The 19,652-nt window shown below is 41.6% G+C and carries 18 protein-coding genes and 1 pseudogene; 16 read left to right on the top strand and 3 right to left on the bottom strand.

Translation table 11 applies throughout. The features are described from left to right. Positions 1 to 4: 4 nt before the first annotated feature. Positions 5 to 664, bottom strand: coding sequence for a prepilin peptidase (locus tag SM121_RS08980; RefSeq protein ID WP_155125484.1), 660 nt, complete (start codon positions 662 to 664; stop codon positions 5 to 7). A gap of 87 nt (positions 665 to 751) precedes the next feature. Between SM121_RS08980 and SM121_RS08975 the strand changes: the two genes are divergently transcribed. Together SM121_RS08975 and SM121_RS08970 are read left to right on the top strand one after the other, a co-directional pair. Further along, positions 752 to 970 (top strand): YqgQ family protein, encoded by a 219-nt coding sequence (locus SM121_RS08975; protein ID WP_003017930.1) that lies wholly within the window; start codon positions 752 to 754, stop codon positions 968 to 970. Beyond that, entirely contained in the window at positions 970 to 1,353 is a 384-nt protein-coding gene (locus SM121_RS08970; RefSeq protein WP_049503555.1) for a rhodanese-like domain-containing protein, read from the top strand. The genes SM121_RS08975 and SM121_RS08970 overlap by 1 nt, the downstream gene beginning before the upstream one ends. Positions 1,354 to 1,396: 43 nt before the next feature. On the opposite strand, the gene SM121_RS08965 is transcribed toward SM121_RS08970, so the two are convergent. Then, positions 1,397 to 2,122, bottom strand: coding sequence for a 16S rRNA pseudouridine(516) synthase (locus SM121_RS08965; protein WP_155125486.1), 726 nt, complete (start codon positions 2,120 to 2,122; stop codon positions 1,397 to 1,399). 178 nt (positions 2,123 to 2,300) lie between these two features. Between SM121_RS08965 and typA the strand changes: the two genes are divergently transcribed. The 14 genes and pseudogenes from typA (at position 2,301) to ileS (ending at position 19,242) form a co-directional block, all read left to right on the top strand. Next, positions 2,301 to 4,148 (top strand): translational GTPase TypA, encoded by a 1,848-nt coding sequence (typA, locus tag SM121_RS08960; RefSeq protein ID WP_003011633.1) that lies wholly within the window; start codon positions 2,301 to 2,303, stop codon positions 4,146 to 4,148. Positions 4,149 to 4,171: 23 nt separating this feature from the next. Then, on the top strand, positions 4,172 to 4,426 hold the full coding sequence (locus SM121_RS08955; RefSeq protein WP_155125488.1) for a DUF3165 family protein: 255 nt from the start codon (positions 4,172 to 4,174) through the stop codon (positions 4,424 to 4,426). Positions 4,427 to 4,498: 72 nt separating this feature from the next. Continuing rightward, positions 4,499 to 5,779 (top strand): hypothetical protein, encoded by a 1,281-nt coding sequence (locus tag SM121_RS08950; protein ID WP_320910883.1) that lies wholly within the window; start codon positions 4,499 to 4,501, stop codon positions 5,777 to 5,779. 754 nt (positions 5,780 to 6,533) lie between these two features. Further along, positions 6,534 to 7,883 (top strand): UDP-N-acetylmuramoyl-L-alanine--D-glutamate ligase, encoded by a 1,350-nt coding sequence (murD, locus tag SM121_RS08945; RefSeq protein ID WP_320910882.1) that lies wholly within the window; start codon positions 6,534 to 6,536, stop codon positions 7,881 to 7,883. A gap of 1 nt (position 7,884) precedes the next feature. Continuing rightward, the gene (locus tag SM121_RS08940) at positions 7,885 to 8,967 is read left to right on the top strand and encodes a UDP-N-acetylglucosamine--N-acetylmuramyl-(pentapeptide) pyrophosphoryl-undecaprenol N-acetylglucosamine transferase (RefSeq protein ID WP_155171416.1); all 1,083 of its coding nucleotides are present in this window, start codon (positions 7,885 to 7,887) and stop codon (positions 8,965 to 8,967) included. Beyond that, positions 8,951 to 10,174 (top strand): cell division protein FtsQ/DivIB, encoded by a 1,224-nt coding sequence (locus SM121_RS08935; RefSeq protein ID WP_320910881.1) that lies wholly within the window; start codon positions 8,951 to 8,953, stop codon positions 10,172 to 10,174. Before SM121_RS08940 ends, SM121_RS08935 begins: the two co-directional genes overlap by 17 nt. 142 nt (positions 10,175 to 10,316) lie before the next feature. Then, positions 10,317 to 11,705 carry a cell division protein FtsA gene (gene ftsA / locus SM121_RS08930; protein WP_150905500.1) on the top strand — a complete coding sequence of 463 codons (1,389 nt, stop codon included), beginning with the start codon at positions 10,317 to 10,319 and terminating at the stop codon, positions 11,703 to 11,705. Positions 11,706 to 11,720: 15 nt separating this feature from the next. Further along, entirely contained in the window at positions 11,721 to 12,986 is a 1,266-nt protein-coding gene (gene ftsZ / locus SM121_RS08925; protein WP_003005955.1) for a cell division protein FtsZ, read from the top strand. A gap of 2 nt (positions 12,987 to 12,988) precedes the next feature. Next, positions 12,989 to 13,657, top strand: coding sequence for a YggS family pyridoxal phosphate-dependent enzyme (locus SM121_RS08920; RefSeq protein WP_003011742.1), 669 nt, complete (start codon positions 12,989 to 12,991; stop codon positions 13,655 to 13,657). Between the two features lie 9 nt (positions 13,658 to 13,666). Next, positions 13,667 to 14,296 carry a cell division protein SepF gene (locus SM121_RS08915; RefSeq protein WP_003011597.1) on the top strand — a complete coding sequence of 210 codons (630 nt, stop codon included), beginning with the start codon at positions 13,667 to 13,669 and terminating at the stop codon, positions 14,294 to 14,296. 1 nt (position 14,297) lies between these two features. Continuing rightward, positions 14,298 to 14,561, top strand: a pseudogene (locus SM121_RS08910) (YggT family protein). Positions 14,562 to 14,567: 6 nt separating this feature from the next. Beyond that, entirely contained in the window at positions 14,568 to 15,359 is a 792-nt protein-coding gene (locus SM121_RS08905) for a YlmH family RNA-binding protein (RefSeq protein WP_320910880.1), read from the top strand. Between the two features lie 9 nt (positions 15,360 to 15,368). Beyond that, entirely contained in the window at positions 15,369 to 16,196 is an 828-nt protein-coding gene (locus tag SM121_RS08900) for a DivIVA domain-containing protein (protein WP_155125502.1), read from the top strand. A gap of 253 nt (positions 16,197 to 16,449) precedes the next feature. Next, a complete protein-coding gene (gene ileS / locus SM121_RS08895) occupies positions 16,450 to 19,242 on the top strand; it encodes an isoleucine--tRNA ligase (protein ID WP_320910879.1) in 2,793 nt (930 codons plus the stop codon). 102 nt (positions 19,243 to 19,344) lie between these two features. On the opposite strand, the gene SM121_RS08890 is transcribed toward ileS, so the two are convergent. Then, positions 19,345 to 19,647 carry a DUF1827 family protein gene (locus SM121_RS08890; protein WP_003012157.1) on the bottom strand — a complete coding sequence of 101 codons (303 nt, stop codon included), beginning with the start codon at positions 19,645 to 19,647 and terminating at the stop codon, positions 19,345 to 19,347. Between the last annotated feature and the right edge of the window lie 5 nt (positions 19,648 to 19,652).

Raw genomic sequence — 19,652 nt, 5'->3', positions numbered from 1 at the left:
GAATTTATCTGCAAAACATCGTATAAAGCAGTAAAGCGTGATAACTGAGAAAGAGACAGGGAACAAAGGGAATCCGGTCTCTTTCTTTTTTGAGAGCAAAGACGAGAATGCCTAAGATGGATGCGATCTGAATGAGAATGAGGATCTGGGTAGAAGAAAAGCTTAGCGAAAAGGTAGCTAGTAAGAGAAAATCTCCTGCTCCCATTCCGATAAAGAAAAAGTGAGCTCCGATCGCAAGGAGTAAAAAGACCAGCATGAGGAGATTACTACCGGATAAAAAGAGGACCAGGGCATGGAGACAGCACCAGATGAATAAAGGGTATTCCATAAAGCGAAGGTCATAGATGGCTAAAACGGCAGCTCCCAGTAGTGTTAGAAGTTGAGGCAGGGAAAGGTAACCATTGGCGCAGGCTAAAAAGAGCAGGCCACTCCAGACCTCAAAAAGGCAGTACCAAAATGGGTAGATCTGATGACAATAGCGACAGCGAAAGCGATGCAGGAGTTGCGAGAGGATAGGGATGAGGTCCCAAACTCCAAGGACGTGCTGGCATTGATCGCAATGACTGCGAGGAGTGAGAATGGATTGGTTTGGAAAACGATCGACTACTAGTCCCAAAAAAGAGGCGATGCAAGTACCGATGGTAAAAAAATAAAAGTTGATCATACTTATTTATTCGTAAAGCAATCGGAAAATTTCATCATTTGCTTGAAAATCTTGTAAAGCCTTTCTAAATTTGATACAATAATGAACATGAAAAACCTGTATGATGTTCAACAATTTTTAAAACGTTTTGGAATCATCATTTACGTAGGGAAGCGCCTCTATGACATCGAATTGATGAAAATTGAGCTTCAACGTCTTTATGATGCAGGCCTGATGGAGCGGCTCGATTATTTAGAAGCCGATACCGTTTTAAGAAGAGAGCACAAGCAAGAATTAGAATTTTTGAAAAAGAGTGAGGTAGAGTGATGGGAAATATCATTTTTTGGTTGGTTGTTTTAGGAGCATTTGGATGGATGGCGTTTAATTATTTCCGCATCCGTAAAGCTGCTAAATTTGTGGACAATGCTACTTTTGAAGAGCTGATTCGTAAAGGTCAGTTGATTGACTTGCGAGAGCCAGCTGAGTTTCATGCCAAGCATATTTTAGGAGCACGCAACATTCCTTCAACTCAGTTGAAATTGAGTCTTGCAGCCTTGCGCAAAGACAAACCAATTTTGCTCTATGAGAATAGCCGTAGTTCTCGAGTAACCAATGCGGCTCTCTATCTTAAGAAACAGGGCTACACAGACATTTATGTCTTGTCTTATGGTCTTGATTCTTGGAATGGGAAAGTGAAAAAAGATGCTTAATAAAAAGAGCTCTAACTGCACCAGCTGTGTAGTTAGAGCTTTTTTATCTCGTTTTTTCAAGGGACTCTTTGACCCATGTGAGCTCCACCTCATTCAAAGGTCGGCTTTCTCCAGGGGCTAACTGAGGATCCAAGGTGAAGGGACCAAAAGACAAGCGGTTTAAGGTCATTACTTTGACCCCTATGGCTAAAAACATTTTTTTCACTTGGTGGTATTTTCCTTCTGAGATCCGGATCTGGGCCTTGCTGTAGCTGAGGGTGCTTTCTAGAATGGTTAAGGAGGCGGGCTTGCAGATAGGACCGTCTGTGAATGAAATTCCATTCTGAAATTGCTCGATGTGGGCTGCATAGAGCGGACCATTGACTTCTACCTCATAGACCTTCTCCACATGGTATTGAGGATGGAGCAGTTGAAAGCCTAAGGGACCATTATCTGTGATGAGGAGCAGACCACTGGTGTCGCGATCGAGGCGACCAAGAGGATAGAGGTCTGGGTACTCTTGCTGGGGGTCCACTAGCTCGATCACCGTTGGATGGTGGGCGTCTCTTTTGGCGGTCACGGCCCCGATTGGTTTGTGGAGCATGTAGTAGTGGTGACGCGGTTCTTGAATGATCCGATCCCCTATTTGAATCTGTTGGAGTCCAGGGTCGATGTTTTGGGATAGCTTTTGAGCTGGTAGGTGATCGACCAAGATTTGCCTTCGAGCCAGAAGTTGTTTGATGTCTTTGCGAGAGTACTGATGGTCTGCCATCAATTGATCTAATCTCATGGGAGCCTCTTTTTCTGTAAGTCTTATCATTAGTGTATCATGAAAAGAAAAGGAAATCGAGTCGGAGAAAAGAAATGAAGATGAAAACATTTACAACTAGCTGAACTGTGTTTTTTAGATAGGACTGTGGTATAATTGTTCAGTTAGAAATATTATTTAAAATTTTATAGAGGAAATCATGACAAAATTAAGAGAAGATATTCGTAACGTTGCGATCATTGCCCACGTTGACCATGGTAAAACAACCTTGGTAGACGAATTGTTGAAACAATCGCACACCTTGGATGAACGTAAAGAATTGCAAGAACGTGCAATGGACTCAAACGATCTTGAAAAAGAACGTGGGATCACTATCCTTGCTAAAAATACAGCCGTTGCTTATAACGGAACTCGAATCAATATCATGGACACACCAGGACACGCGGACTTCGGTGGAGAAGTGGAACGGATCATGAAAATGGTCGATGGGGTTGTATTGGTCGTTGATGCCTATGAAGGAACCATGCCTCAGACGCGTTTCGTATTGAAAAAAGCCTTGGAACAAGATCTTGTTCCGATCGTTGTAGTCAACAAAATCGATAAACCATCTGCTCGTCCAGAAGAAGTTGTAGACGAAGTTCTTGAACTCTTCATCGAATTGGGTGCGGATGACGACCAATTGGAATTCCCAGTTGTTTATGCATCAGCGATCAACGGAACCTCTTCACTTTCAGATGATCCAGCTGATCAAGAGCACACAATGGCACCGATCTTTGATACCATCATTGATCACATCCCAGCCCCAGTTGATAACTCAGATGAGCCACTTCAATTCCAAGTATCCCTGCTTGATTACAACGACTTCGTTGGACGTATCGGTATCGGACGTGTCTTCCGTGGTACTGTAAAAGTTGGGGACCAAGTAACCCTTTCTAAATTGGATGGAACGACTAAGAACTTCCGTGTTACCAAACTCTTTGGTTTCTTTGGTTTGGAACGTCGTGAAATTCAAGAAGCTAAAGCGGGTGATTTGATCGCTATCTCTGGTATGGAAGATATCTTCGTTGGAGAAACGATCACACCGACAGACGCAGTTGAAGCTCTTCCAATCCTTCACATCGATGAACCAACGCTTCAAATGACCTTCTTGGTTAACAACTCACCATTTGCTGGTCGCGAAGGAAAATGGGTGACCTCTCGTAAAGTTGAAGAACGCTTGCAAGCGGAATTGCAAACAGACGTCTCTCTTCGTGTTGACCCGACTGACTCACCTGATAAATGGACAGTTTCAGGACGTGGGGAATTGCACTTGTCTATCTTGATCGAAACCATGCGTCGTGAAGGATACGAATTGCAAGTATCTCGTCCAGAAGTTATCATCAAGGAAATCGATGGTGTTAAATGTGAACCATTTGAGCGCGTGCAAATCGATACACCAGAAGAATACCAAGGATCTGTTATCCAAAGCCTTTCTGAACGTAAAGGTGAAATGTTGGATATGATTGCAACAGGAAATGGTCAAACTCGTTTGGTCTTCCTAGTTCCTGCTCGTGGTTTGATTGGCTACTCAACAGAGTTCTTGTCAATGACACGTGGTTACGGAATCATGAACCACACCTTTGACCAATACTTGCCAGTGATTCCAGGAGAAATCGGTGGACGTCACCGTGGTGCTCTTGTCTCAATCGATAACGGAAAAGCAACCACATACTCTATCATGTCTATCGAAGAACGTGGTACGATCTTTGTCAATCCAGGTACAGAAGTTTACGAAGGAATGATCATCGGGGAAAACTCTCGTGAGAACGACTTGACCGTAAACATTACGAAAGCCAAACAAATGACCAACGTTCGTTCAGCTACTAAGGACCAAACAGCGGTTATCAAGACTCCTCGTATCTTGACCTTGGAAGAATCTCTTGAGTTCTTGAACGACGATGAGTACATGGAAGTAACGCCTGAATCTATCCGTTTGCGGAAACAAATCTTGAACAAAGCAGAACGCGAAAAAGCAAATAAAAAGAAAAAATCAGCAGCTGCTGAATAATACGGAAAGAAAGGAGAAACAAAATGGTCTATTTTATCTTAGGAATTTTGATTCTCCTTTTTTACCTTTTTATGACACCAAAAAGCATTCGTGGCACGTTAGATAGTGTGGTATTGGTTATTTTGATCGTCTCGATTATCGTATTAACCTGTCTCGCTGTTTTTCAGATATTCCAATTACCATCTGAGTTTTTTGTCGGCGCCTTACTAGCCTTCGTTGGCTACCTGGCTTTGGTGGATATTTCAAGATTACCAACCGAGTTAAAAAAACGGAAATAGTAGAAGCTCAATATAAATCGTTAGAGTTATAAAAGGGAAATTCTTCTCTTTTGTAACTCTTTTTTCTTTGGTATGAGCCAAAAAGTACTTCAAACAATGAAAAAGGAGCACACCTTGATCGGTTTGCTAATTGATTGTGCTAAGGGTATAATAAAGGAAAGAAATAAGGAGGGAATAGAGATGAAATCAAAAATGATTCGAAATCTGTTTCTGATTCTTGGTGGGATTAGTGTTTTACTCTTAGGATCTTGTAGTTGGAACTCTATACCAAAAAAATCTTCTGACGAGTTTTCACAGTATGACTATGCTGTTAGCTTTTATTCCTATCGCCCAAAGGGCAAAAGGGATATCCTAACGAAGATTTTTTTCATTGACAAAAAAGGAGAACAAAAAGAATATTCTCTAAAAGGGTATAATGTTGGTACGCTTTTCCAAAAAGGAAATGAACTCTATGCCTACTCTTTTGGAACTAGACCTCATTTGGTGTTCAAGTCCCCTTCTACTTATTTCGTTTATCCAAGTCAAATTTTCTCTATGGGTTCGACTACCTATTCTGTTCGATTTGTTTCAAAGGGACAGAAAGGGCCGATTGAAGGATTATCTGTGGAGGATGGGAAGGTAGGTGTGTTGCGAAGTCGCATCCGCTACACCAACTCTAAAAACAAGCAGGTACTGTCACCAGAGGTTGATCTGAGCCTTGATAAAGGAATCGAAGTCAATTCAAAAATTTTTGTTACAGGATTTGATTTAGTTGGTGATGATATGCGTTTTCTCTACCTAGATGAGGAAAAGAACGAATTTGAGTTTATTGAGTTGCAGGATCCGTCTCAGTCTGATTTTCAGGAACTTTTATTGGTAGACGGGAAAGTGATAACCGTTGGGAATCCTAAATTTACTCGCTTTGATGATGAGGAGAAGCGAGAGGAAAAGAAAAATAAAATTAGCCTGACAAGTGTTGATCCAGAGACGTTAGAAGTAAGCGAAGAGACCTTTGAAGCTGAGAGAGTCCTCACTGCTTATCCTATTCATAATCACTTTCGCTTTGTGACATCAGATCATCGATTGCTAGAATATACAAGTGACTTAAAACTTGTTTCGGAAAAAGATTTATCCGGAACTGATTTTATCAAGCTTTTTAGTGATAAAGGTCTAAAAGTCCAAAAAGTTTGTTATACGGATGATAAGGTCGTAGTCTTAGCAACTCCAGCAAAAGCTTCCACTAAAGAAATGGGGACCATTGTCGAATTTGATGCTGCAACCTTAGAGGTGAAAAAACGGATTATGATTCCACTCTCTGAAAAAACAGAATGGGAGACGGATTCCGCTGATTTGCTTCTTATTGATCATCCCTAAAATTTTTTGCCAAGAAATATAGAAAAGAAAGACGGGCTAGAGTAGACGGAGCTTTAACTTTCATTTCTAATATAGACAACACCTACCGGTAAGTAATCACTTATTACTTTTCGGTGGGTGTTGTTTGACTCGGACTGTAGGAGTCGAAGCCAATAATAATGGTTTACGTTTTCTTTATTGATCTAGCCTTAGATGATTGAGGTTATCCTACCAATTCGCATGAATTGTCCTACTCATGGGATTATCTAGTTGCCTTTAACAATCATGGACGATGGGATGATACAAGAGCAAAGTTCTATGTATATATGATGCCTGAAAGCTCTTATATGCCTGCAATATCCTTTAACCTCAACTTTTCTTTTGATGAAAGATAGATTCTACAAGGGACACCTTTAAAAAAATCTAAGCAGAGTAGATTTGATGTTCTCTATCGTCTAGACAATATAGGAATGGGGTATAGTTGAGGATTGTCAGAAACTGAAACAAGCTATTTACAAGGCTTATCTCAAGGAATCTAATGAGTTTAGAGGAGTCTGTCTATACTTCATAAAAAACAAAAGAACCTTGTAACAAAGCAGAAATTAAACTAGGAATGCCTCTTAGATAGTTAGTGAAATAGATAGAGGTATAAGAATGAGAAATAACATCAGTTGAATGGATTTAATCGGATGTTGTTTCTTTTTCTGTCTTTGGGCTTTTTAATTTTGCTAAAAAAAGGTAAAATAGAGAGTGATAAAAATGGAGCGAAGAAATCATGAAATTTGTGAAACAATTTGAAAATAAAAAGGTTCTTGTGTTGGGTTTGGCTAAGTCCGGCGAGTCAGCTGCTCGTTTGTTGGATCGCTTAGGAGCGATTGTGACCGTCAATGATGGCAAACCTTTTGAAGAAAATCCAGCAGCACAAAGTTTACTGGAAGAAGGGATTAAAGTCGTGACAGGAGGTCACCCTCTGGAATTGTTGGATGAAGACTTTGCAGTCATGGTCAAAAATCCAGGGATCCCTTATTCTAACCCGATGGTCGAAAAAGCGCTTGAAAAAGGCATTCCAGTCCTTACTGAAGTAGAATTGGCCTATCTGATTTCGGATGCGCCAATTATTGGGATTACAGGATCAAACGGAAAAACGACGACGACAACCATGATCGGGGAAGTCTTGACGGCTGCCGGCCAAGGTGGTCTATTGTCTGGGAATATCGGTTTTCCAGCTAGCCAAGTTGCACAAACAGCGACCGAAAAGGAAGTCCTGGTCATGGAATTGTCTTCTTTCCAATTGATGGGAATTGAATCCTTCCATCCAGAGATTGCAGTGATTACCAACCTCATGCCAACCCATATCGACTATCATGGTTCTTTTGAAAATTATGTAGCTGCCAAATGGAATCTTCAAAAGAATATGACAGAAAAAGATGTCATTGTCTTGAACTTCAACCAAGACCTGGCCAAGGAACTGGCTACAAAAACCAAAGCAAGGGTCCTTCCATTTTCAACGGTCGAAAAGGTGGACGGTGCATATTTGGAAGATGGACTTCTCAAGTTTAAGGGAGAAGTTGTTATGCGTGCAGATGAACTGGGTGTTCCAGGTAGTCACAATGTAGAGAATGCCTTGGCAACGATTGCTGTTGCAAAAGTCCGTGGTGTGGAGAATGAGGTCATTAAAGAAACCTTGTCAGCCTTTGGAGGAGTGAAACACCGTCTTCAATATGTGGATGAAATTCAAGGTGTCAAATTCTACAATGACAGTAAGTCGACCAATATTTTGGCGACACAAAAAGCCCTTTCTGGTTTTGATAACAGCAAGGTGATCTTGATTGCAGGAGGGCTCGATCGTGGCAATGAATTTGATGAATTAGTGCCTCACATTACTGGCCTAAAGGAAATGGTGATTCTCGGGGAATCAGCTCCTCGAGTGAAACGCGCAGCCGATAAAGCAGGCGTCCCTTATGTCGATGCGGCAGATGTAGCAGATGCTACAAAGAAAGCCTTCGACTTGGCTAGCCCTGGCGATGTTGTACTACTAAGTCCTGCCAATGCTAGCTGGGATATGTATCCGAATTTTGAAGTGCGTGGGGATGAATTCCTTGCTACAGTAAAAGGGTTGAAATAAGATGAAAAAAATAATGTTTACTGGTGGGGGAACCGTGGGACATGTGACCCTTAATCTCCTCTTGATTCCAAAATTTATCGAAGATGGATGGGAAGTCCATTATATTGGGGACAAAAAAGGAATCGAATACCAAGAGATCAAAAAGTCTGGCTTAGACGTACGCTTCCATTCAATTGCAACAGGGAAATTGCGTCGCTATTTCTCTTTCCAAAATATGATGGATGTGTTCAAGGTGGCTTGGGGAACGCTCCAGTCCATTGCAATCCTGCTTCGTGTGCGCCCACAAGTTCTCTTCTCAAAAGGGGGATTTGTCTCGGTGCCACCAGTGATTGCGGCTAGACTCACGCGTGTACCTGTCTATATCCATGAGTCCGATCTTTCTATGGGATTGGCCAATAAAATTGCTTATAAATTCGCTACCAAGATGTACACAACTTTTGAGCAAGCACATGGTTTGACAAAGAGTGAGCATATCGGTGCGGTAACCAAGGTCACAGATCATATTCCGACAACTTCTGAAGAATTAGAAGAAAAAACAAAAGGTTTCCGAAAAGACTTGCCGACCCTTCTCTTTGTCGGAGGATCAGCCGGTGCGCGTGTCTTTAATGAATTTGTGACAGAGCACAAAGCAGAGCTCTTGCAGCACTACAATATCATCAATTTGACGGGTGATTCAACATTGAATCAGGCTGGGGGCGGCTTGTATCGAGTGGATTATGTAACCGATCAGTATTTACCCATGCTCCAGAAGGCTGATTTAGTGGTGACTAGAGGTGGAGCCAATACCTTATTTGAACTCTTAGCCATGAACAAACTCCACCTGATCGTACCGCTAGGAAAAGAAGCCAGCCGTGGCGATCAGATTGAAAATGCCCAATATTTTGTGGATAAAGGTTATGCAGAGCAATTGCAGGAAGATCAATTGACGCTCGAAACCTTCAATGAAACCATTCAAGAAATGTTGAAGCAAAGCCAAGTCTACCACCAAGCAATGGAAAAATCGACAGAACTCCTTTCACTAGACGATTTTTATGGCCTGCTTCAAAAAGATATCAGTAAGGGAAAAGATGACGGACGACAATAAAAAAACGCCAACGGATGACAAAATTACAGAATTGTCAGCCTGGCAAAAAAGAAACAAAGAATATTTAGAAAAAAAAGCGCTTGAAAAAGCGGAAGAAGCTGAAACAGAGGGAACTGAAAGCGAAGAAGCAAAAGAAGACGAAGACCTTTCAGAAAAAGAGACAGCTTCCGTCTCAGAGGAAGAATCTGACGAACGAAAAGAGTCTGAAGAAGAAGATGAATCTGAGGCCGAAGAGGATCCAGAAGCAGATGGAGAAAGTTCAGAAGGAGAAGAGGATGATCCGGCTGTAGAGGAGCTAGGTCCTTCAGAGGAGCAAGAGAAAAAACCTTCATTTTTTAAAGGCTTGAAGACGAAAAAACCAAAGAAGGAACCGACAGTGGCAAAACGCCACATCTATCGTGCCCTTCCGGTTATCGGAATCAGCTCGATTGTCGCCCTTCTCTCGATCTACTTTTTAAGCCCCTTATCCACACAGAAAGTCATTGAATTTTCAGGGAACAAGGCGGTTGACCAGCAACTCTTGTATGAAAAAAGTCGCATCAAAGAAGAAGATTATACTCTGACGACTTTCCTTCATAAATCGGTCTATGAACAAAATATGAAAACGGCTAGTCCATGGATCAAAGAGGTTCACATGCATTATCAATTCCCGGTGACCTTTAAAGTCAATATCGTGGAACACAAAGTGGTTGCCTATTATGTGACCGGAGAAGACCACTATCCAGTATTGGAAAATGGAGAAGTCGTTGAGACAGTAACTCCAACTTCGGAATTGCCGTCCTCCTATATTAGTTTAAAATTCTCAGATCGAGAATTAGTTAGACAATTTGTCCAAGAAATGAAGTCTATTTCTTCTTCCATTACGGATAAAATTGTTTCGGTTGATCTGACACCGAGCAAGGTCACCAAGGATCTGGTGACCATCACCATGAAAAACGATAATAAAATCTTGGTGCCTGTTTCCCAAATTACCCGCAAGCTTCCTTACTATAAGGCGATCAGTAAGCAATTAGACGATGCTTCGACTATCGATATGGAGGCTGGAGTTTTCAGCTATAGTGAACAATCCATCGCAGATGCCAAAGAGCAAGCTGAGAAAGAAAAGGCTGAAAGTACAGAAAATCAGAATGAACATTCTGAGGAAGCAAGCCAAGAACAGAATCAAGAACAGAATCCAGAAGGGGAGAATTCTTCTGGGAATGAGTAAAGCCCATAAATTATCTCAAATAATTGAAGAAAAAATGTCCATTTTAGGCTTCTTTGTGATATAATGAAGTTTGGATAGTTCCAACTTAAAGGGCTATAAATAGATGTAAAGTGAAAACAAATAAAGAGAGAGGACTGGTGTAATGGCTAGAGACGGCTTTTTTACAGGTTTAGATATCGGTACTAGTTCAATAAAAGTATTGGTGGCAGAACATGTCAATGGAGAAATGAATGTAATTGGAGTCAGCAATGCAAAAAGTGCTGGCGTCAAAGATGGAATTATAGTAGATATCGAAGCTGCTTCAAATGCAATTAAAAATGCAATCAGCCAAGCTGAAGAAAAAGCAGGGATTTCAATCAATCTAGTCAATGTTGGGTTGCCTGCAAACTTACTACAAATCGAAGCAACTCAAGGAATGATTCCAGTCACAAGTGATTCGAAAGAAATCACAGATGCAGATGTTGAAAATGTTGTCAAATCTGCACTCACAAAAAGTATGACACCGGATCGTGAAGTAATCACCTTCATTCCTGAAGAATTCACAGTAGATGGTTTCCAAGGAATCCGCGATCCACGCGGAATGATGGGGATCCGACTTGAAATGCGTGGCCTTCTTTATACAGGACCTCGTACAATCTTGCACAATTTGCGTAAAACCGTTGAACGTGCAGGCTTACAAGTTGAAAACATCATCATTTCACCGCTTGCGATGATCAAAACAGTCTTGAATGAAGGCGAACGTGAATTCGGAGCAACGGTGATCGATATGGGTGGTGGCCAAACAACGGTGGCATCTGTTCGCAGCCAAGAACTTCAATTTACAAATATCTATCAAGAAGGTGGCGATTATGTTACCAAAGATATTTCTAAAGTATTGAAAACTTCTCAAAAATTGGCTGAAGGCTTGAAGTTCAACTATGGTGAAGCCTATGTGCCATCTGCTGGAAACGAAGTCTTCCATGTGGAAGTCATCGGTGAAGTAGAGCCAGTTGAAGTGACTGAGAAGTACTTAGCTGAAATCATTTCAGCACGTATCAAACACATCTTTGAGCAAATCAAACAAGACCTTGAGAGAAGACATTTGTTGGATCTTCCTGGTGGTATTGTGATTATCGGTGGAGGTGCGATCCTTCCTGGTGTTGAAGAATTGGCTCAAGAAGTCTTTGGTGTAAATGTGAAATTGTTTGTTCCAAATCAAATTGGAATTCGCAATCCAGCTTTTGCCCATGTGATTAGCTTGTCTGAATATGCAGGCAATTTGACAGATGTGGATATTATTGCTCAAGCTGCGGTTCATGGAGACGAAGTCTTGCGTCAACAACCGATTCAATTTGATCGTCCAGTGCAACCACAAGTACAACCACAACCTGCTACTCCAGCACAACCGGTAGTACCTGCATACAATGCTGAGAAGATTGAATCTCCAGTGGATGCTCAAGAAATTCCAGCAGCAAGCAATGATAGCAAACAAGAACCAAAAACTACATTCACAGACCGAATGAAAAATTTGATCGGTAATATGTTTGATTAAGGAGTGTAAGTATTTATGACATTTTCATTTGACACAGCAGCGGCACAAGGTGCAGTAATTAAAGTAATCGGTGTCGGTGGCGGTGGCGGAAACGCCATCAATCGTATGATTGACGAAGGCGTTGCCGGTGTAGAATTCATCGCAGCTAATACAGATGTTCAAGCACTTTCAAGTGCAAAAGCTGAAACAGTTATCCAATTGGGTCCAAAATTGACTCGTGGATTGGGTGCTGGAGGTCAACCTGAAGTTGGTCGTAAGGCGGCTGAAGAAAGCGAAGAAGTATTAACAGAAGCTTTGCAAGGTGCAGATATGGTCTTCATCACTGCAGGGATGGGTGGAGGATCTGGTACAGGTGCTGCACCAGTCATTGCTCGTATTGCCAAAGCTGTAGGTGCTTTGACAGTAGCCGTTGTGACTCGTCCATTCGGGTTTGAAGGTTCAAAACGTGGCAACTTTGCTATTGAAGGGATCAACGAACTTCGCGAGCATGTAGATACCTTGTTGATTATTTCTAATAACAACTTGCTTGAAATTGTAGACAAGAAGACACCGCTTCTTGAAGCTTTGAGTGAAGCAGATAACGTTCTTCGTCAAGGTGTTCAAGGGATCACTGACTTGATCACAAGTCCTGGATTGATCAACCTTGACTTTGCAGATGTGAAGACCGTTATGGAAAACAAAGGAAATGCCCTCATGGGTATTGGTGTTGGTAGCGGTGAAGAACGCGTTATCGAAGCGGCTCGTAAAGCAATTTACTCTCCACTTCTTGAAACTACAATTGATGGTGCAGAAGACGTGATCGTCAACGTAACAGGTGGTTTGGATATGACATTGATCGAAGCTGAAGAAGCTTCAGAAATTGTGAACCAAGCTGCAGGTCACGGAGTGAACATCTGGTTGGGTACATCTATTGATGAATCTCTTAAAGATGAAATCCGCGTGACAGTTGTTGCAACTGGTGTCCGTCAAGACAAGGTAGAACGCGTTAGCGGAATTGCTTCCTCACAACGTCCTTATAAAACAGGACCACGTGAACAACGTCCACAAGCTGCACCATTTGACCGTGAATTTGATTTGAAACAAGATGTTGAATTGCCAACAACTCCAAGTCGTCCAGCGGTAGAACCAAACCGTGGCTCAGCCTTTGGTGATTGGGATATTCGTCGTGAGAATATCGTTCGCCAAACTGAACCAACATCAACACATCAAGTTGATCGTTACGTAGATTCATCTTCAGATGATGATGAATTGGAAACACCACCATTCTTCCGGAATCGTTAATCATGAATCTGGTAGAGAATGCTGATCTTGTTCGGCAACAAGTAGAAACAGCAAGAAACAAAGCTAACCGTCAAGATCAAGTTAATGTGATAGCTGTCACCAAGTATGTGGATGTTGCTACAACAGAAGCACTGGTGAAAACAGGTATCCAACATATCGGTGAAAATCGTGTCGATAAATTCCTAGAAAAGTATCAAGCTTTAAAAGAGTATGACCTCACTTGGCACTTGATTGGGAGCCTCCAACGGCGGAAAGTAAAAGACGTGATCAATCTCGTCGATTACTTTCATGCCTTGGATTCGGTGAAGCTGGCTCAAGAAATTCAAAAGCGAGCAGAACACCCAATCAAGTGTTTCCTCCAAGTGAACATTTCTGGTGAAGAAAGTAAGCATGGATTTGCACCCGATGAACTGGATGATGTTTTAGCGGAAATCGCACAGCTGGACAAAATTGAAATTGTTGGTTTAATGACGATGGCTCCTTTTGAGGCTAGTCAAGAAGAGTTGCAGGATATTTTTTCAAAAACTCACCAACTTCAGAAACAACTAGAAAAGAAACAATTAAAAAATATGCCTTTTTCAGAACTAAGTATGGGTATGAGTCGTGACTTTGAAGTAGCCATTGCGAACGGAGCGACTTATGTTAGAATTGGGACATCATTTTTTAAATAGGAAAGAACTATGTCATTAAAAGATAAATTTAACAACTTTATTGACTACTTCACAGAAGACGGTGAAGAAGTAGAAGTTCATGAGGCAAAAGCAGCTGGGGCGGAAACACAACCAGTTCCACAGCCACAGCCGACTCCTCAAGTGACTTCTCCACGTCCGCAGATTAGTCAAAGAGAACCAGTAAAACCAAAACCGACTCCTGTCGCACCTGTTACGAATCCAGTGTCTACAGCGGCAGTGAAGGAACCTGTTTCAACAACGAAAAATACATCTGAGAATATTACTCGCTTGCATGAACGTCAACGTGAATTGGCTGCTAATCGTGCGAATACAGATGAAAAGATTACCATTGATGTACGCTATCCCCGCAAATACGAGGAAGCGACTGAAATTGTTGATCTATTACTATCTAATGAGAGTATCTTGATTGACTTCCAATATATGACTGAAGTACAAGCACGTCGTTGTTTAGATTATTTGGATGGGGCTCGTTATGTTTTAGCAGGAAATCTTCGTCGTGTTGCTAGTACCATGTACTTGTTGACTCCAATTAATGTAGTCGTTAACATTGAAGATATCCGCCTTCCAAATGATGTGGAAGTGACAGAATTTGACTATGATATGAAACGTAATCGTTAAGATGGTTATCTTTCAATACTTATCAAATATCATTCAAATCTATTCCATTATTCTTGTCATCTATGCCTTACTATCTTGGTTCCCTGGGGCACCTCAGAGTACTCTTGGATAAATGGTTCACCGCCTAGTTGAACCATTTTTGAGCCTTTTTAGAAAGTTACCATTGCAATTTGGGGGCTTGGATTTTACAGTTCTAGTAGCACTTTTGGTCTTGAACTTGATGAATCAGTTATTAGCCCGCTTGTTCCTACTTTTGATTGGATAGAATACGATGGGACAGACAGAGATTTACCAACATTTCAATCGCGAAGATCACGAATTCATTGATCGCTGTATTGAATTGTCTGAAAGAGTGGTGGAACGCTATTCTGTTGAGGTGACGGGTTTTTTAAACCCTCATCAGGTCACTATTTTACGAAATGTCGCGGCAAGCTACCAGTTACAGGTCTTTGCTTCCAGTGATGAGCAGAAAATGGAGTATGCTAAGGTTATTGTTGCTTCAGATTATTACCAATTAGATCCAAGTGACTTTGATCTGGCCTTATTGGAAATGGTCTATGCTTCAAAATTTCATCACTTGACCCATTCCCAGGTACTGGGGACCATTGTTCACCAATTAGGTGTGGAGCGCAAGTCCTTTGGAGATATTCTGACGAGTGATGGAAAGATCCAAGTATTTGTTGAACAGCGTTTTGTTCACTATTTCATGGATCACATCCAGAAAATTTCTCGGGTACCTGTTAAGCTGAGGGAAGTTCCTCTATCTGAACAAATGATCGTAGAGGAAGAAAGCCAGCAGCGAGATATTCTCGTGTCGAGTTATCGGTTAGATAAGGTGATTGCTGGGACCTTCAAGCTTTCGCGCTCACAAGCTAGTCAGTTGATTAGTTCTGGTCTAGTGAAAGTTAACTATGCGACTACTTCCAATGTTAGCTATTCTGTAGGTCTGAATGATTTAGTCAGTGTCCGACGCTTTGGGCGTCTTAAAATTGTTTCTGAAAATGGTATTTCAAAGAGTGGAAAATATAAAGTAACTGTTGAAGTACTCTTAAGTAAAAAATGAGGAGGAGTTATGGCTCTTACTGCTTTAGAAATTAAAGATAAAACTTTTGGCGTTAAATTTAGAGGGTATGATGCGAACGAAGTAGAAGAATTTCTAGATATCGTTGTTCGCGATTATGAAGATCTTGTTCGTTTAAATCATGATCAAGAAGCAAAAATTCAAGCTCTTGAAGAACGCTTAAACTATTTTGATGAAATGAAAGATTCATTGAGTCAATCTGTTTTGATTGCACAAGATACTGCGGAACGTGTGAAACAAGCAGCTAACGAACGTTCTGAAAATATTGTTCGTCAAGCTGAACAAGATGCACAGCACTTAGTAGATGAAGCAAAACAAAAAGCAAATGAAATCCTTCGTCATGCAACGGATAATGCCAAGAAGGTTGCCGTTGAAACAGAGGAATTGAAGAACAAGACACGCGTCTTCCATCAACGTTTGAAATCAACCATCGAAAGCCAATTGAGTATTATCGATACACCTGAATGGGATGAAATTCTTCGTCCAACAGCTATGTACATTCAAACAAGTGATGAAGCTTTCCGTGAAATTGTGGAGAAAGCTTTGGGTGAATCAGTTCACCATCATCATGCAGAAGATGATAACATTGATTTGACTCGTCAATTCTCTCCAGCTGAAATCGAAGAATTGCAAAAACGAATCGAAGCTGCTAATTTAGAATTGGGTGCAACACAAGCGTTTGAAGGTTTGAATGAAAAAGTTCAATCCGCTTTAGAAGAAGCAGAGCACACTCGTCATGAAAATGAGGAAGTCGTTGAGGTTGAAGAAACTGTTCAACCTGAAGATGATGCAAATCGTGAATCTGTCAATATTTTATAATTTTGTAAAAACAGGTCCATTAATGATAGGTCTAGCGAGCAGATGATGGTGGAAGATCTGCACTCCCTCTTAATGGATGATCCTTTTACAGTATTCGTTCTGAACCCTTGAGTAAGAACGGACGTTTCCCTCGTTACGGGATGAGAGGAGAAGGTCGCTTGCGACTTCTCGAACAAAGGTGGTACCACGAGCAATCGTCCTTTTTAGGATGCTCGTGTTTTTTTTATAGCTTTTAAATCAATAAGGAGACACAATGAAACTCAAAGAAACATTGAATCTTGGGAAAACAGCTTTTCCAATGCGGGCTGGGCTTCCAACGAAGGAACCAGTTTGGCAAAAAGAATGGGAAGATGCAAAATTGTATCAACGCCGTCAAGAGTTGAATGAAGGAAAACCGCATTTTACCCTTCATGATGGCCCTCCCTATGCTAACGGAAATATTCACGTAGGGCATGCCATGAACAAGATCTCAAAAGATATCATTGTTCGTTCTAAGTCTATGTCAGGCTTTTACGCCCCTTATATTCCAGGTTGGGATACCCATGGTTTGCCAATTGAGCAAGTCTTGGCCAAACAAGGTGTGAAACGTAAAGAAATGGACTTGGTTGAGTACCTGAAACTCTGCCGTGAATACGCTCTTTCTCAAGTAGATAAACAACGCGAAGACTTTAAACGCTTAGGTGTTTCAGGTGATTGGGAGCATCCTTATGTAACCTTGACGCCTGACTATGAAGCAGCGCAAATCCGCGTCTTTGGTGAAATGGCCAATAAAGGCTATATCTACCGTGGGGCTAAGCCAGTTTACTGGTCTTGGTCTTCTGAGTCAGCCCTTGCTGAAGCAGAGATTGAATACCATGATTTGGTATCAACGTCTCTTTACTATGCGAACAAGGTTAAAGATGGTAAGGGTGTCCTAGATACAGACACTTACATCGTTGTCTGGACAACAACTCCATTTACTGTTACAGCTTCTCGTGGATTGACGGTGGGGGCAGAGTTTGATTATGTCGTAGTGAAACCTGCTGGATCTGACCGCAAGTATGTCGTAGCATCTGAGCTCTTGCCAAGCCTTTCTGAAAAATTCGGTTGGGAAAATGCTGAAGTCCTTGCGACTTACCAAGGGAAAGAATTGAACCATATCGTTACAGAACACCCATGGGATCCTGAAGTGGATGAATTGGTGATCCTTGGTGAGCATGTAACCCTTGATTCAGGTACTGGTATCGTCCATACTGCTCCTGGTTTTGGTGAGGATGACTACAATGTAGGGATTGCCAATGGTCTCGAAGTTGCTGTTACTGTTAACGAACGCGGAATCATGATGGAGAATGCTGGCCCTGACTTTGCAGGTCAGTTCTATGACAAGGTTGTTCCAACGGTTATCGAAAAACTTGGCGATTTGCTCCTTGCTCAAGAAGAAATCTCTCACTCCTACCCATTTGACTGGCGGACGAAAAAACCAATTATCTGGCGTGCAGTTCCACAATGGTTTGCCTCAGTATCGAAATTCCGTCAAGATATCTTGGACGAAATTGAAAAAGTTAAATTCCACTCAGAATGGGGGAAAGTCCGTCTTTACAACATGATTCGTGACCGTGGTGACTGGGTCATCTCTCGTCAACGTGCCTGGGGTGTGCCTCTTCCAATCTTCTATGCAGAAGATGGAACACCAATCATGACGGCTGAAACCATCGAACATGTAGCGCAACTCTTTGAAGAGCATGGTTCCATTATCTGGTGGCAGCGTGAAGCGAAAGACCTCTTGCCAGAAGGATTTACGCATCCAGGTTCACCAAATGGCGAATTTACAAAAGAAACAGATATCATGGACGTCTGGTTTGACTCAGGTTCATCATGGAATGGGGTTGTCGTTAACCGTCCTGAACTCAAATATCCAGCGGATCTCTACCTAGAAGGTTCAGACCAATACCGTGGTTGGTTCAACTCATCTCTTATCACATCTGTGGCGAACCATGGTGTTGCACCATACAAACAAATCTTGTCTCAAGGTTTTGCTTTGGATGGGAAAGGTGAGAAGATGTCTAAATCTCTTGGAAATACCATTGCTCCAAGTGATGTTGAAAAGCAATTTGGTGCTGAAATCTTGCGTCTCTGGGTAACTAGTGTAGACTCAAGTAATGACGTGCGTATCTCAATGGATATCTTGAGCCAAGTGTCTGAGACTTACCGTAAGATCCGGAATACTCTTCGTTTCTTGATTGCCAACACTTCTGACTTTAACCCAGCTGAGGATGCAGTTGTTTATGACGAGCTTCGTTCAGTTGACAAGTACATGACCATTCGCTTTAACCAACTTGTTAAGACCATCCGTGATGCTTATGAAAACTTTGAGTTCTTGACGATCTACAAGGCGCTTGTTAACTTTATCAACGTTGATTTGTCTGCCTTCTACCTTGACTTTGCCAAAGATGTTGTCTATATTGAAGGTGCAAAATCACTTGAACGCCGTCAAATGCAAACAGTCTTCTATGATATCCTTGTGAAAATCACGAAACTCTTGACGCCAATTCTTCCTCACACTGCTGAAGAAATCTGGTCCTATCTTGAGTTTGAAGCAGAAGACTTCGTTCAGTTGTCAGAATTGCCAGAAGCTCAAACGTTTGCCAACCAAGAAGAAATCTTGGATACTTGGTCAGCCTTCATGGACTTCCGTGGTCAAGCTCAAAAAGCCTTGGAAGAAGCGCGGAATGAAAAAGTGATCGGTAAATCACTTGAAGCTCATTTGACAGTTTATCCAAATGAAGTTGTGAAAACACTTCTTGGAGCTGTTGATAGCAATGTTGCTCAACTCTTGATTGTTTCTGAATTAATTATCGCAGAAGGCCCAGCTCCAGAAGGTGCAGTGACCTTTGAAGATGTAGCCTTCACGGTTGAACGTGCCGCTGGTGAAGTTTGTGAGCGTTGCCGTCGCATCGATCCAACAACGGCTGAACGTCACTACCATGCAACCATCTGTGATCACTGTGCAAGCATCGTCGAAGAGAACTTTGCAGACGCAGTCGCAGAAGGATTTGAAGCTAAATAAAATACATTAAAAGAAGTTCCATAAAGGAACTTCTTTTTTAATGGCTAAAATGGTGTATAGATTCATGCATTAAGGAAATAAAAAAAGTAAGGCAAATTGGCCTTACTTTGTAATTGGAAAGGAAATTTCAATTAGTTTATCGGAGTAGAGGGTTTTAATAGCGGATTGGTCAATGATTTGAAGATCAATCTTACGTTTTAAAAAGAACTCACGAATTTTTTCTACTTCAGTTTCACGAATAGCTCGGTGTTTGTTACTGATCAATAATTCATAGTGTGTCGGGGCCTGTGTAAAAACAACATCGGTATTGCCCGCGGAATAAACCTCGACAAGCAAGGCGTCAGTGCTGGCAAGTTGGCTTTTGACCAGTGCAGCATGACTATTTGTGGTATTAATGAGCTTCATATGAG

The organism is Streptococcus sp. S1, from assembly GCF_034137685.1.
GTDB classification, from domain to species: Bacteria; Bacillota; Bacilli; order Lactobacillales; family Streptococcaceae; genus Streptococcus; species Streptococcus dentalis.
This window is presented reverse-complemented; position numbering and strand designations above follow the sequence as displayed.

What these genes read in the sequence shown, in the direction of transcription:
- typA (WP_003011633.1), top strand. Translation starts at nt 2,301, where the DNA reads ATGACAAAATTAAGAGAAGATATTCGTAACGTTGCGATCATTGCCCAC.
- murD (WP_320910882.1), top strand. Translation starts at nt 6,534, where the DNA reads ATGAAATTTGTGAAACAATTTGAAAATAAAAAGGTTCTTGTGTTGGGT.
- SM121_RS08890 (WP_003012157.1), bottom strand. Translation starts at nt 19,647, where the DNA reads ATGAAGCTCATTAATACCACAAATAGTCATGCTGCACTGGTCAAAAGC.
- SM121_RS08940 (WP_155171416.1), top strand. Translation starts at nt 7,885, where the DNA reads ATGAAAAAAATAATGTTTACTGGTGGGGGAACCGTGGGACATGTGACC.
- SM121_RS08905 (WP_320910880.1), top strand. Translation starts at nt 14,568, where the DNA reads ATGGGACAGACAGAGATTTACCAACATTTCAATCGCGAAGATCACGAA.
- SM121_RS08935 (WP_320910881.1), top strand. Translation starts at nt 8,951, where the DNA reads ATGACGGACGACAATAAAAAAACGCCAACGGATGACAAAATTACAGAA.
- SM121_RS08900 (WP_155125502.1), top strand. Translation starts at nt 15,369, where the DNA reads ATGGCTCTTACTGCTTTAGAAATTAAAGATAAAACTTTTGGCGTTAAA.
- ftsZ (WP_003005955.1), top strand. Translation starts at nt 11,721, where the DNA reads ATGACATTTTCATTTGACACAGCAGCGGCACAAGGTGCAGTAATTAAA.
- ftsA (WP_150905500.1), top strand. Translation starts at nt 10,317, where the DNA reads ATGGCTAGAGACGGCTTTTTTACAGGTTTAGATATCGGTACTAGTTCA.
- SM121_RS08970 (WP_049503555.1), top strand. Translation starts at nt 970, where the DNA reads ATGGGAAATATCATTTTTTGGTTGGTTGTTTTAGGAGCATTTGGATGG.
- SM121_RS08915 (WP_003011597.1), top strand. Translation starts at nt 13,667, where the DNA reads ATGTCATTAAAAGATAAATTTAACAACTTTATTGACTACTTCACAGAA.
- ileS (WP_320910879.1), top strand. Translation starts at nt 16,450, where the DNA reads ATGAAACTCAAAGAAACATTGAATCTTGGGAAAACAGCTTTTCCAATG.
- SM121_RS08980 (WP_155125484.1), bottom strand. Translation starts at nt 664, where the DNA reads ATGATCAACTTTTATTTTTTTACCATCGGTACTTGCATCGCCTCTTTT.
- SM121_RS08920 (WP_003011742.1), top strand. Translation starts at nt 12,989, where the DNA reads ATGAATCTGGTAGAGAATGCTGATCTTGTTCGGCAACAAGTAGAAACA.
- SM121_RS08965 (WP_155125486.1), bottom strand. Translation starts at nt 2,122, where the DNA reads ATGAGATTAGATCAATTGATGGCAGACCATCAGTACTCTCGCAAAGAC.
- SM121_RS08955 (WP_155125488.1), top strand. Translation starts at nt 4,172, where the DNA reads ATGGTCTATTTTATCTTAGGAATTTTGATTCTCCTTTTTTACCTTTTT.
- SM121_RS08950 (WP_320910883.1), top strand. Translation starts at nt 4,499, where the DNA reads ATGAGCCAAAAAGTACTTCAAACAATGAAAAAGGAGCACACCTTGATC.
- SM121_RS08975 (WP_003017930.1), top strand. Translation starts at nt 752, where the DNA reads ATGAAAAACCTGTATGATGTTCAACAATTTTTAAAACGTTTTGGAATC.